Annotated in this window: 14 protein-coding genes; 6 read left to right on the forward strand and 8 right to left on the reverse strand. The window is 70.6% G+C overall.

Going from position 1 to position 15,281, the window contains the following annotated elements:
* Positions 1–2: 2 nt before the first annotated feature.
* The 3 genes from OHS71_RS31530 to OHS71_RS31540 form a co-directional block, all read right to left on the reverse strand.
* Positions 3–965, reverse strand: coding sequence for a CopD family protein (locus OHS71_RS31530; RefSeq protein ID WP_328482717.1), 963 nt, complete (start codon positions 963–965; stop codon positions 3–5).
* Between the two features lie 104 nt (positions 966–1,069).
* Positions 1,070–2,548, reverse strand: coding sequence for a CoA transferase (locus OHS71_RS31535; RefSeq protein WP_328482718.1), 1,479 nt, complete (start codon positions 2,546–2,548; stop codon positions 1,070–1,072).
* 129 nt (positions 2,549–2,677) lie between these two features.
* The gene (locus OHS71_RS31540; RefSeq protein ID WP_328482719.1) at positions 2,678–4,210 is read right to left on the reverse strand and encodes a S8 family serine peptidase; all 1,533 of its coding nucleotides are present in this window, start codon (positions 4,208–4,210) and stop codon (positions 2,678–2,680) included.
* Positions 4,211–4,522: 312 nt separating this feature from the next.
* Between OHS71_RS31540 and OHS71_RS31545 the strand changes: the two genes are divergently transcribed.
* The 3 genes from OHS71_RS31545 to moaA all read left to right on the forward strand — a co-directional run bounded on the left by OHS71_RS31545 (position 4,523) and on the right by moaA (position 7,662).
* Complete coding sequence (locus OHS71_RS31545; RefSeq protein WP_328482720.1) at positions 4,523–4,879, forward strand: DUF485 domain-containing protein; 357 nt, start codon at positions 4,523–4,525, stop codon at positions 4,877–4,879.
* The gene (locus OHS71_RS31550; protein WP_328482721.1) at positions 4,876–6,501 is read left to right on the forward strand and encodes a solute symporter family protein; all 1,626 of its coding nucleotides are present in this window, start codon (positions 4,876–4,878) and stop codon (positions 6,499–6,501) included. The genes OHS71_RS31545 and OHS71_RS31550 overlap by 4 nt, the downstream gene beginning before the upstream one ends.
* Positions 6,502–6,672: 171 nt before the next feature.
* Positions 6,673–7,662, forward strand: coding sequence for a GTP 3',8-cyclase MoaA (gene moaA, locus OHS71_RS31555; RefSeq protein ID WP_328482722.1), 990 nt, complete (start codon positions 6,673–6,675; stop codon positions 7,660–7,662).
* A gap of 60 nt (positions 7,663–7,722) precedes the next feature.
* On the opposite strand, the gene OHS71_RS31560 is transcribed toward moaA, so the two are convergent.
* A complete protein-coding gene (locus OHS71_RS31560; RefSeq protein WP_328482723.1) occupies positions 7,723–7,941 on the reverse strand; it encodes a hypothetical protein in 219 nt (72 codons plus the stop codon).
* A gap of 197 nt (positions 7,942–8,138) precedes the next feature.
* A complete protein-coding gene (locus OHS71_RS31565) occupies positions 8,139–8,555 on the reverse strand; it encodes a DUF3099 domain-containing protein (protein WP_328482724.1) in 417 nt (138 codons plus the stop codon).
* Between the two features lie 245 nt (positions 8,556–8,800).
* Here OHS71_RS31565 and OHS71_RS31570 point away from each other — a divergent pair, with 245 nt between their 5' ends.
* A complete protein-coding gene (locus tag OHS71_RS31570) occupies positions 8,801–9,079 on the forward strand; it encodes a GlsB/YeaQ/YmgE family stress response membrane protein (protein ID WP_328482725.1) in 279 nt (92 codons plus the stop codon).
* A gap of 157 nt (positions 9,080–9,236) precedes the next feature.
* Here OHS71_RS31570 and tyrS read toward each other — a convergent pair whose 3' ends face one another.
* From tyrS to OHS71_RS31585, 3 genes are all read right to left on the reverse strand, one after another.
* Positions 9,237–10,505: a tyrosine--tRNA ligase gene (tyrS, locus tag OHS71_RS31575; RefSeq protein WP_328482726.1), complete on the reverse strand. Its 1,269-nt coding sequence runs from the start codon at positions 10,503–10,505 to the stop codon at positions 9,237–9,239.
* Positions 10,506–10,583: 78 nt separating this feature from the next.
* Positions 10,584–11,984: a metallopeptidase TldD-related protein gene (locus tag OHS71_RS31580; protein ID WP_328482727.1), complete on the reverse strand. Its 1,401-nt coding sequence runs from the start codon at positions 11,982–11,984 to the stop codon at positions 10,584–10,586.
* Positions 11,981–13,504 carry a TldD/PmbA family protein gene (locus OHS71_RS31585; protein ID WP_328482728.1) on the reverse strand — a complete coding sequence of 508 codons (1,524 nt, stop codon included), beginning with the start codon at positions 13,502–13,504 and terminating at the stop codon, positions 11,981–11,983. Before OHS71_RS31585 ends, OHS71_RS31580 begins: the two co-directional genes overlap by 4 nt.
* A gap of 244 nt (positions 13,505–13,748) precedes the next feature.
* On the opposite strand from OHS71_RS31585, the gene fabG reads away from it, so the two are divergent.
* Both fabG and fabI read left to right on the forward strand, forming a co-directional pair.
* On the forward strand, positions 13,749–14,468 hold the full coding sequence (gene fabG, locus OHS71_RS31590; protein ID WP_328482729.1) for a 3-oxoacyl-[acyl-carrier-protein] reductase: 720 nt from the start codon (positions 13,749–13,751) through the stop codon (positions 14,466–14,468).
* Between the two features lie 5 nt (positions 14,469–14,473).
* Entirely contained in the window at positions 14,474–15,241 is a 768-nt protein-coding gene (gene fabI, locus OHS71_RS31595) for an enoyl-ACP reductase FabI (protein WP_328482730.1), read from the forward strand.
* Positions 15,242–15,281: the final 40 nt, after the last annotated feature.

Genomic DNA, 15,281 nt, shown 5'->3' on the forward strand with positions numbered 1-15,281 from the left:
CCTCAGCCCCTGCCGGGCAGCGGCAGCGCCGTCAACAGGCCCGACACCGCGACCACCACGCCCAGCGCGACGATCTCCACGCGCGCGGGCGAGCAGGCGGCCAGCGGGTCGGGGGCCCGGCGCAGCCTCGTTCGCGCCCACAGGGCGAGCAGGGCGACCGCGACCACGACGAGCACCTTGGCGAGCAGCACCCGCCCGTAGGCCGTCGTGGTGAGCTGGTCGAGCACCGCGTCCGACGGCAACCTGCGCAGTGAACTGCACAGTCCGGTCACGGTGACCCCGGCGAACAGGACGGCCGCCACGCGCGCGTAGAGCCCGAGCAGCGCGGCGCCCGTATCGGCGCCGCCCCACAGCCGAAGGGTGCGGAGCGCGCTCAGCAGTCCGCCCGCCCACACGGCCGAGCAGGTCAGATGCACCACCGTCAGCCCGGAGCCGATCAGCGGCGTGTGTTCGGTCGGCGGGTGCGCGCGCAGCGCCTCCGCGAGGACCACCGCCGCGAGCGGCCACACCTGACGGTTCGGCCGGCGGGTGAGCGCGCACAGCCCCGCAAGGGCGAACGCGATCGCCTCCAGAAGTGCGAGGACCCCGCTCCGCGAGCCGTGACCGTGCGGCGCCAGCTCCCCGGCGGCCGCCGCGGCCGCGGAGCCCACGACCGCCGCGTACGGCGCCCAGGCGACAGGGAGGTGGGGCGGGGCGTCGGGCACCCGACGGATGAGACCGGCCGTGAACAGCTCTCCCACCTGCACGCACAGGGCCGCGAACAGCAGCGTCCGCAGCAGTGCGACCAGCCCGGTGTGCGCGGTCGTGGACTCCCCGGTGCCGTGCGCGGCGACGGACGGCCCGAGCAGCGGGACCAGGGCCGCGAGCGCCACCAGGACGAGCAGCGTCACCGCCCGGCCGGGGCCGCCGGTACGGCGTGCGGATGTGGTTGCTTCTACTGCTTCGGTCGGTCGTATGAGGGCCATGGCAGGATCTTCACCACGTCCGTCATATCGGGCAACTCATCATGAATCGCAATGAATCATCCGAATGGTCAGGACACTCGGGCGGGAGCGGGCCGCCCGGGGGCTCAGAGCCAGCGCGCCGGATCCGACCCCCAGGGCCCCGGCGGACGCGCCCAGTCGCTCGGCCCGCCGTCGAAGGACACCGGCGGAAGGGCATGCCGCAGCCGCCCGAGAGGGCTTCCGGCCTCCGTGAGCCAGGGCTCCGCGCCGTGGCGCTCGTCGGCGCTCACCCCCGGCGCCACCGACTTGGTCATCCCTTTGCCCACCCCTTGGTCCATCCGGACACCTACGCTCCGGAGGCCCTCGCCCTCGCCCTCGCCCTCGCCGTCGCCCTCGCCCTCACCCGCCCCGGCTCCGTCGGTGAGCCAGGCCGCCGTCCGGGCCAGCGCCAGCCGAACGGACCGGCCGCCGCCGTCGTGCGACTGCTCGGTCAGTGCCCGTAGTACGGCCGCCGCGAGGAGATAGCCGGTGCCGTGGTCGAGGGCCTGGGCGGGCAGCGCGCCGGGCCGCTCCGAGGAGCCCTCGACGGCGGCGATGCCCGTGGCCGCCTGGACCAGGCTGTCGAAGCCGCGCCGCTCGCCCCACGGTCCGTACGCGCCCCACGCCGAGACCTGCGCGACGACCAGCCCGGGCCGGCGCTCGGCCAGCGCCTCGGGCGAGAGTCCGAACCGGTCCAGGGTGCCCGGGCGATAGCCGGTGACCACGACGTCCGCCGCTGCGAGCAGCTCCTCGAAGGTGCGCCGGTCCGCCGTCAGGTCCAGCAGCGCGGAGCGCTTTCCGAAGCCCGTGTCGGCGTGCTGGTCGGGCAGTTCCGGCAGCTGGGGCGCGTCGATGCGCAGGACGTCCGCGCCCAGCAGGCCGAGGGTGCGAGTGGCGACCGGGCCGGCGAGGACCCGGGTCAGATCCAGGACGCGCAGCCCGGCGGCGGCCAGCAGTGGACCGTCCTCCAGTGGCGCGAACGTGCGTGCGCGTGCCCCGTCCACCCGGCCCCGTTCGACCAGGGGGCGAGCGGCGATCGCGGACGACTGCTCGTGCGCCGCCCATTCCTCGGGTGTACGCGAGGCGACGGCCAGGCCCCCGGCCGCGTACACCGCGTCCTCCACGTCCAGGGCCGAGCGCTGGGTGAGCGATGCCCCGACGGCTGCCGGTGCGGCGTCCTCGGGCAGGGTCAGCGCCCTGAGCAGCCGCTCCCGGTGGTGCGGGTAGTTGGCGTGGGTGCGCACCCATCCGTCGGCCGTCCGCCAGAACCGTGACAGCGGGGCGAAGGCGACCGGCGCCCGTCCGTCGATCAGCAGGTGCCGCTCGCTGAGGAAGGCGGCGGCCACCGCCGCGTCGTCCACCCGCACGCCGGGCATCCGCGCCGAACCGGCCCGCCGCGCGCCCAGTTCGGCAGCGGCCAGCGCGCACACGCCCACGCAGGCGCGCGCCAGCTCCCGCACGGGCAGGCGCGCCGGAAGCGTGTCCTCCCGTACGACGGTCGACAGGCGCGCGAGGAGGGCGGGATCGCCGCCCAGCTCCGACCAGGCATACTTGATTCCAGTCATGACTGCACTATGCATCATTGATGCAATCAATATATGGCCGGGACGTGATCGGCCGGAGGCGCAGGAAGGGCCGGGCGGAAGTCCGCCCGGCCCTGGAACCGCCCGTCAGGAGTGCCTGCTCGCAGGCTTCTACTTCACGGCACGCAGCGCGTTCACGACACCGTGGCCGAAGAAGCCGTTGACGTGCTTGCCGCCCACGCAGGTCGCGTCCACGACCCCGTCACCGTTGCCGTCGTACGGTCCGGCCGGGCACGCCGTGCTGTCGGCCTGGAGCTTGAGCAGCTCCTGGAGTTCGGCCGCGTTCGCGCGCGGGTGCGTCGACTTCAGCAACGCGGCCACACCGGCGACGTGCGGGGACGCCATCGAGGTGCCCTGAAGGAAGCCGTACGCGTTGTTCGGCAGCGTCGACAGGATGCGGCCGTTGGCCGACGGGGTGTCCGGGATCTGGTACTTGTCGCCACCCGGAGCCGCCACGTCGACGACGCCCAGGCCGTAGCTGGAGTAGTACGACTTGGTGCCCTTGACGCCCGTCGCGCTCACCGTGACGACGCCCGGCAGCTGGGTCGGGACGTCGAAGCACTCGTGCGGGTCGACGGTCCGTTCGACCGGCGTGGAGTCGTCCGGGCTGGAGGCGTCGACCAGCGAGTCGGAGTCCAGGTCGTGGTTGGAGTTGCCCGCCGAGGCGACGTTGATCGTGCCCTTCTTCTGGGCGTACAGCTGGGCCCTGTTGACCGCGTCGACGATCGCCTTCTGGTCGGGGTCGTCCATGCAGTTGTACAGCCACGGGTCGACGTAGTAGCTGTTGTTCGTGACCTCGACGCCGTGGTCGGCGGCGAACACGAAGGCGCAGACGACGTTCTCCGGGTAGAAGAGGCCGTCCTTGGGGTCGCTCACCTTGATACCGGCGACCTTCACGCCGGGCGCGACACCCGCCACGCCGATGCCGTTGCGGGCGGCGGCGATCTCACCGGCCACATGGGTGCCGTGGTAGTCCTCGGTCGGGTTGTACGGGCGCCAGGCGCCGGGGGTGGTGTCCGCGACGCCGCCCACGCAGTTCGCCGACTGGGACGCGGAGAAGTTCGGCGCGAGGTCCGGGTGGGTGTCGTCGACCCCGGTGTCGATGACGGCGACCGTCACCTTCTTGCTGCCGGGGTTGATCGTGGCGGCCTTGTCGGCGCCGATCGCGCGCAGGTCCCACTGGTCGGCCTCGAGCGGCTCGCTCTGGCCCGCCGCGTCGGACGCCTTCTCGACCTTCGCGGCCTCCGCCTTGGTGAGGACCTGGGCAGCCCCCTCGTCGGTGGTCCCGGCGGCGCTGAGGGGCGCCGTGCGGGTGGCGCCGGCCGACTGCACGCCGCGCACCGCGCGTATCTGCGGGCCGAAGTCGGGATTCGCCGAGTGGACGACGAGCACGCCGATCTTGTCGTAGGTCGCGACGACCGTGCCGCCGGCCTCGGTGATCGCCTGCGTCACCTTCCGGATCGTGCTGTGGTTGGCCTTCACGTTGACGACGTACGCCAGGGTTCCGGCATCGGCCGCCTGGGTGGCGGAGGTCGTCACGGGGGCCGCGGAGGCCCCCGTCGGCAGGAAGCCGAGGGAAGCGGTCAGCGACAGCACGACGGGCACCGCGAGTGCGAGGCGGCGTCTGGAAGGCAGATGAGCCATGGGGTCTCCACATCATCCGGAAAGGGGACCTGACCCGAGCACAGGTGCTGCTGGGCAGGTACATGACGGGTGGTGCTGGCCCCGAAGCTATCTCCCTGACTCACCGGCCAGCAATGACTTCCAGGCGGCGAGTTTGCCGGCCCATGACCTGACGCTGCCCCTGATCGTTGGTCATGACCTGCCGGAGGTCACTTCGACAAACCCGTCCGACGCGTTGAACCCGCCCTCGTGCGGCGCCGTGACCTTGGGCAGGGAGCGAGAGGACACTCGCCTCCTTCGCCGTCCGACCCGCGTCCGCAACGAGGAGACTTCGTGGCCACCGAGACACCGCCCCCCTCGAAATCCCCAGCCCAACTCCCTGCCACCGAGGAGTTCGTCGCGGTGCAGGAGAGCGCGGAGTTCGGTGAACTGCGCAGCTCCTACCGAAACTTCGCCTTCCCGCTGACCGCCGCCTTCATCGTCTGGTACCTGCTGTACGTCCTGCTGTCCAACTACGCGGGCGACTTCATGGGCACCAAGCTGTTCGGCAACTTCAACGTGGCCATGACCCTCGGCCTCGGCCAGTTCCTCACCACGTTCCTCATCGCCTGGTGGTACGCGAGGACCGCCGCCGCGCGGTTCGACCCCAAGGCCGAGGCGATCAAGTCCCGGATGGAGGGCGGAGCATGAGCCCCGCACAGCAGACCCTGATCGCCGCGGGTGAGGCGAGCGAGCACCGCACGCTGATCATCATCCTGTTCTCGGTGTTCGTCGCCGCGACCCTCGTCATCACCGTCTGGGCAGGCCGCCAGACCAAGGACGCGGCCGACTTCTACGCCGGCGGCCGCCAGTTCACCGGCTTCCAGAACGGCCTCGCCGTCTCCGGCGACTACATGTCCGCCGCGTCCTTCCTCGGCATCGCGGGCGCCATCGCCCTCTTCGGCTACGACGGCTTCCTCTACTCGATCGGCTTCCTCGTCGCCTGGCTGGTCGCCCTGCTCCTGGTGGCCGAGCCGCTGCGCAACTCCGGCCGCTACACGATGGGCGACGTCCTGGCGTACCGCATGCGCCAGCGGCCCGTCCGCACGGCGGCCGGCACCTCCACCATCGTCGTCTCGATCTTCTACCTGCTGGCCCAGATGGCCGGCGCCGGCGTCCTCGTCTCGCTCCTGCTGGGCATCACCAGCGACAGCGGCAAGATCGGCATCGTGGCGCTGGTCGGCGTGCTGATGATCGTCTACGTGACGATCGGCGGTATGAAGGGCACCACCTGGGTCCAGATGGTCAAGGCGGTCCTGCTGATCGCCGGCGCCCTCCTGCTCACCTTCCTGGTCCTGCTGAAGTTCGACTTCAACATCTCCGACCTGCTGGGCTCGGCCGCCGACAACAGCGGCAAGGGCGCGGCCTTCCTGGAGCCCGGTCTGAAGTACGGCGCCACCGGCACCACCAAGCTGGACTTCATCTCCCTCGGCATCGCCCTGGTCCTGGGCACCGCGGGCCTGCCGCACATCCTGATCCGGTTCTACACCGTGCCCACCGCCAAGGCCGCCCGGAAGTCGGTCCTGTGGGCCATCGGCCTGATCGGCGCCTTCTACCTGATGACCCTCGCCCTCGGCTTCGGCGCCGCCGCGCTGATCAAGCCGGACGAGATCACCGCCTCCAACAAGGCCGGCAACACCGCGGCGCCCCTGCTGGCCCTCCATCTCGGCGGCGTCGACTCCAGTTGGGGCGCGATCCTGCTGGCCACCATCTCGGCGGTCGCCTTCGCCACCATCCTCGCGGTGGTCGCGGGTCTCACCCTCGCCTCCTCCTCATCCTTCGCCCACGACATCTACGCCAACGTCATCAAGAGGGGGACCGCCACCGAGAAGCAGGAGATCAACGCGGCCCGCTACGCCACCGTCGGCATCGGCGCCGTCTCCATCCTCCTGGGCGCGCTCGCCCGCGACCTGAACGTCGCCGGCCTGGTCGCCCTGGCCTTCGCGGTCGCCGCCTCCGCCAACCTCCCGACCATCCTCTACAGCCTCTTCTGGAAGCGGTTCACCACCTCCGGAGCCCTGTGGTCGATCTACGGCGGCCTGGTCACCGCGGTCGGCCTGGTGCTGTTCTCGCCGGTCGTCTCGGGCAAGCCCAGCTCGATGTTCCCGGACGTCGACTTCCACTGGTTCCCGCTGGAGAACCCCGGCATCATCTCGATCCCGGTCGGCTTCCTGCTGGGCGTCGTGGGGACCCTGCTGTCGAAGGAGGAGCCCGACAAGGCCAAGTACGCCGAACTGGAGGTCCGCTCCCTCACCGGCACCGGAGCACACTGAGCAGCCTCCGGCCACGCTCCCTTCACGCGGCCGTGTCGTAGATCCCTACGACGCGGCCGCGTCCTGCCGCACGGGATCCGGTGGGATCGGGCCCTGTCGTTGTCACCGGTGTCACGTAGGCTCGCAAGGGACGGAGAAGAACACCCGATCGCTACGAGGGAGGGGGCCCACGTGCTCATCGACACCTACGGCCGAGTGGCCACCGACCTGAGGGTCTCGCTGACCGACCGGTGCAACCTGCGCTGCACCTACTGCATGCCCGAGGAGGGTTTGCAGTGGCTCGCCAAGCCCGACCTCCTCACGGACGACGAGATCGTCCGCCTGATCGGCGTGGCGGTCTCCACGCTCGGTGTCGAGGAGGTCCGCTTCACGGGCGGCGAACCCCTGCTGCGCCCGGGCCTGGTCGGCATCGTCGAGCGGGTGGCGGCCCTCGCTCCCCGCCCCCAGATGTCCCTGACGACGAACGGCATCGGCCTGCGCCGCACCGCCGCGGCCCTGAAGGCCGCGGGTCTGGACCGGGTCAACGTCTCCCTCGACACCCTCCGTCCGGACGTCTTCAAGACGCTCACCCGCCGGGACCGGCACAAGGACGTCCTCGAAGGCCTCGAAGCCGCCCGCGAGGCCGGCCTGACCCCCGTGAAGGTCAACTCGGTCCTGATGCCGGGCCTGAACGAGGACGAAGCCCCGGATCTCCTCGCCTGGGCGGTCGAGAACGACTACGAGCTGCGCTTCATCGAACAGATGCCCCTGGACGCCCAGCACGGCTGGAAGCGCGAGGGCATGGTCACGGCCGGGGACATCCTGGCCTCCCTGCGCACCCGTTTCGACCTCACCGCGGAAGGCGAGGGGGAACGCGGCTCGGCCCCGGCCGAGCGCTGGCTGGTGGACGGCGGCCCGCACCGCGTGGGCGTCATCGCCTCCGTCACCCGCCCGTTCTGCGCCGCCTGCGACCGCACCCGCCTCACGGCCGACGGCCAGGTCCGCACCTGCCTCTTCGCCCGCGAGGAGACGGATCTGCGCGCGGCCCTGCGCTCCGGCGCACCGGACGAGGAGATAGCCCGCATCTGGCGCCTGGCGACCTGGGGCAAGAAGGCGGGCGCCGGTCTGGACGACCCGTCGTTCGTCCAGCCGGACCGCCCGATGTCGGCCATCGGCGGTTAGGACGAGCCTGCCTGTCCGCCTGCCTTACGGGCGGGCGGACCGGTGTCGGCGACCGGCCGGTCAGGATGCCTCCGGTGACTCCCACTCGGTCAGCAGCACGACGTCCTTGAGGAAGCCTCGCACGCCGAGGAACTGCGAGAGATGCTCGCGGTGCTCCTCGCACGCGAGCCACGTCTTGCGCCGCTCCGGTGTATGGATCTTCGGGTTGTTCCACGCCAGTACCCAGACCGCGTCGGCACGGCAGCCCTTGGCGGAACAGATGGGGGTCTCGTCACTCACGCAGTCGTCTCACCACACGCACACAAAGGCGACGCCGAGCAGCCACGGGGGGAGCTGCCCGGCGTCGGTCCGTCGCTCCGACGGGGGATGCGGAGCGCGTACGAAGTATGTCACGGCCCGCCACTCGGACGGCACTGGAACAACATGATTGATCTGAGCTTTTCCTGAGCTTGGCGCACAGTCCGCTCAGGGCCGGCTCATGGTTTCCGTTCGGCCGGATCGGGCGCCGGTTCCCTCCGGAAGGGTTCCGTGAAGCCCTCCTCTTGCGGAGCTCGCGGGCCGGGGTCCGGCTCCTCGTCCTGTGCGCGAGGCGGAGCGATCATGGTGCGCACCGGCACGCTCAGGAACGTGGAGGGGAGCGAGGGCACGTTCTCCCGCCCCGCGTTGGCGATCACCACCGAGACATAGGGGAGTACCACCCCCAGGACCAATGCCACGATCGCCACGTGCCGTTCCACGTTCCACAGTGTCGCCGCGAGGATCACGGACACCGTACGGATCGACATCGAGATGATGTACCGCCGTTGCCGGCCCCGTACATCGTCCTGGAGCCCTTGACGCGCACCGGTGATCCGGAACACCTGAACGTTCCCGCCGCCGCCCTGCTTCCGCATCGCATTCCACCGTCCGCCCGCATCGACCTCGCTCGGCCCCGGTCCGGCCCGCACCCGATCGGGGAGCCGCGCCCGGACACCGTCCACGGTACGCCGCGACTGCGCCGCCTTCGAGACCGGGTCGCCTCCCGTCAGGGCGAACGCTCTGCGCCGTCCCGCGTACGGCCGTACCCGACATGCGCCGTACGGCGAGCGGACCGAGACTGAGGGGCAATGCTCACGTAGAGGTGTACGAGGAGGCGGCCATGGGCTGGTTGTGGGCGATCATCGTGGGATTCGTGCTGGGTCTGATCGCGAAGGCGATCATCCCGGGCAAGCAGCACAGCCCGCTCTGGCTGACCACCATTCTCGGCATGCTGGGCGCGATCGTGGGCAACTCGATCGCCCGCGCGGCAGGGGTCGAGTCCACATCCGGGATCGACTGGAGCCGCCACGCCTTCCAGCTGATCGCCGCGATCATCCTTGTCGCCCTGGGCGACATGCTCTACATGGCGACGCTGGGCAAGAGGAAGTACCACGCCTGAGCCGGGCGCCCGAGAGGGGCGCGGGGAACTGCGCGACAAGCCACGGACGAAGCCACGGCCGACGGCAATCCCGCACCACTCCCTACGCGCACCCCTCCCTACGCGCACCCCTCACGGCGCACGCTCTCCGCACCACCGCAGGGCGTGAGCGCGCCGCTCAGACGTCGGTGACCTCGACGGCGGCCAGGTTCTTCTTCCCTCGCCGCAGTACCAGCCACCGCCCGTGAATGAGCTCCTCCTTCGCCGGGACGGCGTCCTCCGCGGTGACCTTGACGTTGTTCACGTAGGCCCCGCCCTCCTTCACGGTCCGCCGTGCGGCCGACTTGCTGGGCGCCAGGCCGGCCTCGGTCAGCAGGTCCACGACCGGACCGAGCTCGGCGACCCGGATGTGCGGCACCTCGGAGAGGGCCGCGGCCAGCGTCCGGTCGTCGAGGTCGCCGAGCTCGCCCTGGCCGAAGAGGGCCTTGGACGCGGCGACCACGGCGGCCGTCTGACCGGCGCCGTGCACCAGCGTGGTCAGCTCCTCGGCCAGTGCGCGCTGGGCGGCCCTCGCCTGCGGACGCTCCTCGGTCTGCCGCTCCAGCTCCTCGATCTCCGCATGGGACCTGAAGCTGAAGATGCGCAGGAACTTCGAGACGTCCCGGTCGTCCGCGTTCAGCCAGAACTGGTAGAACGCGTACGGCGTGGTCATCTCGGGGTCGAGCCAGACCGTGCCGGACTCCGTCTTGCCGAACTTGGTGCCGTCGGCCTTGGTGATCAGCGGGGTGGCCAGCGCGTGCACCACGGCGTCGGGCTCCGCCCGGTGGATCAGGTCGGTGCCCGAGGTCAGGTTGCCCCACTGGTCGCTGCCACCGGTCTGGAGCGTGCAGCCGTACCGCCGGAACAGCTCCAGGAAGTCCATGCCCTGGAGGATCTGGTAGCTGAACTCGGTGTAGCCGATGCCCGCCTCGGAGTTGAGCCGCCGGGAGACGGCCTCCTTGGCGATCATCTTGTTGACGCGGAAGTACTTGCCGACGTCCCGCAGGAACTCGATGGCCGACAGCCCCTGCGTCCAGTCGAGGTTGTTGACCATGACCGCCGCGTGCGGGCCCTCGAAGTCGAGCAGCGGCGCGATCTGCGCGCGCAGCCGCTCGACCCACTGGGCGACGACCTCGGGCGCGTTCAGCGTCCGCTCCGCCGTGGGCTTCGGGTCGCCGATCAGACCGGTGGCACCCCCGACCAGGCCCAGCGGACGGTTGCCCGCCTGCTGGATCCGGCGCATCGTCAGGATCTGCACGAGGTTGCCGAGGTGCAGGCTGGGTGCGGTCGGGTCGAAGCCGCAGTAGAACGTGACGGGACCGTCCGCGAACGCCTTGCGCAATGCGTCCTCGTCAGTGGAGAGGGCGATCAGCCCGCGCCACTTCAGTTCGTCGACGATGTCCGTCACGGTTCTCGTATCTCCTTGATGATCTTCAGGCGGTCCGCTGACCGTCTTCGGGCGGTCGAGCGACCACCGGCTACGAGGTTATACGCCCTGACTGACAGAGCTCATATTGAAGTCCGGCACCCTCAGCGCGGGCATCGCAGCCCTAGTGAACCAGTCGCTCCACTCCCGGGGCAGCGTCTTTTCGGTGCGCCCCGCCTCCGTCGCCCGCCCCAGCAGGCCGACCGGTGACTCGTTGAACCGGAAGTTGTTCACCTCGCCGACGACCTCGCCGTCCTCGACCAGGTAGACACCGTCGCGGGTGAGACCGGTGAGGAGCAGCGTCGCCGGGTCGACCTCGCGGATGTACCACAGGCACGTCAGCAGCAGCCCGCGTCCGGTGCCGGCGACCATCTCCTCCAGGGAACGGTCCTCGCCGCCGTCCAGGATCAGGTTGTCGGCCCCGGGCGACGCCGGAAGACCGGTCAGGGCCGCACTGTGCCGGGTGGTCGTGAGGTGCTTCAGCTCACCGGCCGCGATCCACTCGGTGGGCCGCACGGGCAGACCGTTGTCGAAGACCGACTGGTCGCCGCCCGAGGAGTGCGCGATGACGAACGGCGGGGACTCCAGCCCAGGCTCGTTCGGGTCGCTGCGCAGCGTCAGCGGCAGGTCGGACAGCTTCTCCCCGAGCCGGGTGCCGCCGCCGGGCTTGGAGAACACCGTCCGGCCCTCGGTCGCGTCCCGGCCGGACGCCGACCACATCTGGTAGATCATCAGGTCGGCCACCGCGGTCGGCGGAAGCAGTGTCTCGTAGCGCCCGGCGGGCAGCTCGATCCGCCGCTCCGCCCAGCCCAGCCGTACGGCCAGCTCGGCGTCGAGCGCCGCCGGGTCGACGTCCTTGAAGTCCCGGGTCGAGCGCCCCGCCCACGCCGAACGCGTCCGGTCCGGGGACTTGGCGTTCAGCTCCAGCGTCCCGTTCGGCTGGTCGTGCCGCAGCCGCAGCCCGGTCGACGTACCCAGGTACGTCGACACGAGCTCATGGTTGGCGAACCCGTACAGCTCGCGGCCGCCCCCACGCGCGCGTGCGAACGCCTCGCCCAGCGCGGGCGCGAAGTCCGCGAACACCGCCGACGAGGTCTCCGCGGGCGCCTCGGTGAATTCGGGCGACCGGTCCACACCACTGACCAGCGGCTGAGCGTCCTCGGCCGGACCCGCGCCCCGCGCGGCGGCCTCGGCGGCCCTGACGAGGGACTCCAGCTCGTCCGCGGTGACGGCGGCCCGCGAGACGACACCGGAGGCGGTGCCCTCCTTGCCGTCGACCGTGGCGATCACGGTCAGCGTGCGCCCGCGCGTGACGCCGTTGGTGGTGAGCGCGTTGCCGGCCCAGCGCAGGTTCGCCGTGGACTGCTCGTCGGCGATGACGACACAGCCGTCCGCCCGCGACAGCTCGAGGGCGCGCTCGACGATCTCGTGCGGCTTCTGCGCCTTGTTCCCCGCGCTCATCGACCGGCCTCCTGCGTGGTGTTGAGGATGTTGACTCCCTTGAAGAGGGCGGAAGGGCAGCCGTGCGACACCGCCGCCACCTGGCCCGGCTGGGCCTTGCCGCAGTTGAAGGCGCCGCCGAGGACATAGGTCTGCGGGCCGCCGACCGCCGCCATCGAGCCCCAGAAGTCGGTGGTCGTCGCCTGGTAGGCGACGTCCCGCAGCTGGCCGGTGATCCTCCCGTTCTCGATCCTGAAGAACCGCTGGCCGGTGAACTGGAAGTTGTAGCGCTGCATGTCGATGGACCAGGAGCGGTCGCCGACGACGTAGATGCCGCGGTCGACGCTGCCGATGAGACCCTCGGTCGACATACCGGCCGGATCCGGCCGCAGTGACACGTTGGCCATGCGCTGCACCGGCACGTGGCCGGGGGAGTCGGCGAAGGCGCAGCCGTTGGACCGCTCGAACCCGGTCAGCTTCGCGATCCGCCGGTCCAGCTGGTAGCCGACGAGCGTGCCGTCCTTCACGAGGTCCCAGGACTGGCCCTCCACGCCCTCGTCGTCGTAGCCGACGGTCGCCAGCCCGTGCTCGGCGGTGCGGTCACCCGTGACGTTCATCAGGTCCGAGCCGTAGCGCAGCTTGCCGAGCTGGTCGAAGGTGGCGAACGAGGTGCCGGCGTAGGCGGCCTCGTAGCCGAGGGCCCGGTCCAGCTCGGTGGCGTGCCCGATGGACTCGTGGATGGTCAGCCACAGGTTGGACGGGTCGACGACCAGGTCGTACAGTCCCGGCTCGACGCTCGGCGCCCGCATCTTCTCGGCGAGCAGCTCCGGGATCCGGTCGAGCTCCTCGTCCCAGTCCCATCCGGTCCCCGTGAGGTACTCCCAGCCGCGTCCCACGGGCGGCGCGATCGTGCGCATCGAGTCGAACTCGCCGCTCGACTCGTCGACCGACACCGCGTTCAGTGCCGGGTGCAGCCGGACCCGCTGCTGGGTGGTCACCGTCCCGGCCGTGTCCGCGTAGAACTTGTTCTCGTGGACGGTGAGCAGCGAGGCGTCGACGTGGTTGATCCCGTTCGCCGCCAGCAGCCGCGCGCTCCAGTCCGCGAGCAGCGCCGCCTTGTCCTCGTCCGGGACGGTGAACGGGTCGATCTCGTAGGACGAGATCCACGTCTTCTCGGCGTGCACCGGCTCGTGCGCCAGCTCCACCCGCTCGTCGGAGCCGGCGGCCCTGATCACCTGCGCGGAGAGCTTGGCCATCGCCACGGCCTGCGAGGCGACCCGCGCCGCCGCGTCCATCGTCAGATCCACGCCCGACGCGAACCCCCATGTACCGCCGTGCACGACTCGCACCGCGTACCCGAGGTCGGTCGTGTCGGACGATCCGGCGGGCTTGGCGTCCCGCAGCCGCCAGGACGCGCTGCGCACCCGCTCGAACCGGAAGTCCGCGTGCTCCGCCCCGAGCGCACGCGCGCGTGCGAGAGCGGCGTCGGCGAGGGCGCGTAGGGGTAGGGCCGTGAAACTCTCATCGATGCTATGGGGCACCTACGTCTCTCCCTGGTGTCGTCACGTGTGAAGGCCTCGATCATGTCGCGCCCGGCGGCCCCCGGACCACACCTTTCCGCCGCGCTTGCGCAAACTTTCTGTAGGGACCCCACAGCCAGTCCGGTGAGCCACTGTCGGTGCCCGAATGTCCGTCGCCCGAAGCGGACCGATAGGTTTCGAGGGAAGTCACCTGCCATCCAGTGTTCGGGCGGGTGCGTCAGATCCCTATCGAAAGGGTGATCCGTTGAGCCGCTCGGTTCTCGTCACCGGAGGAAACCGGGGCATCGGCCTCGCCATCGCCCGCGCGTTCGCCGACGCCGGCGACAAGGTCGCGATCACGTACCGCTCGGGCGAGCCACCGGCCGCCCTGACGGAGCTGGGCTGCCTGGCGGTCAAGTGCGACATCACCGACACCGAGCAGGTGGAGCAGGCCTACAAGGAGATCGAGGCACAGCACGGCCCCGTGGAGGTCCTGATCGCCAACGCCGGCGTCACCAAGGACCAGCTCCTGATGCGCATGTCCGAGGAGGACTTCACCTCGGTCGTCGACACCAACCTCACCGGCACCTTCCGTGTGGTCAAGCGCGCCAACCGCGCCATGCTGCGGGCCAAGAAGGGCCGTGTCGTCCTGATCTCGTCGGTCGTGGGACTGCTCGGCTCCGCCGGGCAGTCGAACTACGCCGCCTCCAAGGCCGCGCTGGTCGGCTTCGCGCGTTCCCTCGCCCGTGAGCTGGGGTCGCGCAACATCACCTTCAACGTCGTCGCGCCCGGCTTCGTCGACACCGACATGACCAAGGTGCTCACCGACGAGCAGCGCGCGGGCATCGTCTCGCAGGTCCCGCTCGGACGGTACGCGCAGCCGGAGGAGATCGCCGCGACGGTGCGGTTCCTCGCCTCGGACGACGCCTCGTACATCACTGGAGCCGTCATCCCTGTTGACGGCGGACTGGGAATGGGTCACTGATCACCATGAGCGGAATCCTCGAGGGCAAGCGCGTCCTGATCACCGGTGTGCTGATGGAGTCCTCCATCGCCTTCCACACCGCCAAGCTGGCCCAGGAGCAGGGTGCCGAGATCATCCTGACCGCGTTCCCGCGGCCCACGCTGACCGAGCGCATCGCCAGGAAGCTGCCGAAGCCCACCAAGGTCATCGAGCTCGACGTGACGAACGACGAGCACCTCGGCCGGCTGGCCGACATCGTCGGCGAGGAGCTCGGCGGCCTCGACGGCGTCGTGCACTCCATCGGCTTCGCGCCGCAGGACGCCCTCGGCGGCAACTTCCTCAACACGCCTTTCGAGTCGGTCGCCACGGCCATGCACGTCTCGGCGTTCTCCCTGAAGTCGCTGACCATGGCGTGCCTGCCGCTGATGCAGAACGGCGGCTCGGTCGTCGGCCTCACCTTCGACGCCTCGTTCGCCTGGCCGCAGTACGACTGGATGGGCCCCGCCAAGGCCGCCCTGGAGGCCACCAGCCGCTACATGGCCCGTGACCTGGGCAAGCAGAACATCCGCTGCAACCTGGTCGCGGCGGGTCCGATCGGCTCGATGGCCGCCAAGTCCATCCCGGGCTTCGCCGAGCTGGCCGCGGTCTGGGACGAGCGTTCCCCGCTGGAGTGGGACCTCAAGGACCCCGAGCCCGCCGGTCGCGGTGTCGTCGCGCTGCTGAGCGACTGGTTCCCGAAGACCACCGGCGAGATCGTGCACGTGGACGGTGGCCTGCACGCCATCGGAGCCTGAACCCCGGCACGTCGTCGACGCCCCGTTCTCCCGCCCGCGC

This window comes from Streptomyces sp. NBC_00377 (assembly GCF_036075115.1).
Lineage (GTDB): Bacteria > Actinomycetota > Actinomycetes > Streptomycetales > Streptomycetaceae > Streptomyces.

Excerpts from the sequence above, each read along its gene's own strand:
- OHS71_RS31530 (WP_328482717.1), bottom strand. The coding sequence starts at position 965 with ATGGCCCTCATACGACCGACCGAAGCAGTAGAAGCAACCACATCCGCA.
- OHS71_RS31535 (WP_328482718.1), bottom strand. The coding sequence starts at position 2,548 with ATGACTGGAATCAAGTATGCCTGGTCGGAGCTGGGCGGCGATCCCGCC.
- OHS71_RS31540 (WP_328482719.1), bottom strand. The coding sequence starts at position 4,210 with ATGGCTCATCTGCCTTCCAGACGCCGCCTCGCACTCGCGGTGCCCGTC.
- OHS71_RS31550 (WP_328482721.1), top strand. The coding sequence starts at position 4,876 with ATGAGCCCCGCACAGCAGACCCTGATCGCCGCGGGTGAGGCGAGCGAG.
- OHS71_RS31565 (WP_328482724.1), bottom strand. The coding sequence starts at position 8,555 with ATGCGGAAGCAGGGCGGCGGCGGGAACGTTCAGGTGTTCCGGATCACC.
- OHS71_RS31570 (WP_328482725.1), top strand. The coding sequence starts at position 8,801 with ATGGGCTGGTTGTGGGCGATCATCGTGGGATTCGTGCTGGGTCTGATC.
- OHS71_RS31580 (WP_328482727.1), bottom strand. The coding sequence starts at position 11,984 with ATGAGCGCGGGGAACAAGGCGCAGAAGCCGCACGAGATCGTCGAGCGC.
- fabI (WP_328482730.1), top strand. The coding sequence starts at position 14,474 with ATGAGCGGAATCCTCGAGGGCAAGCGCGTCCTGATCACCGGTGTGCTG.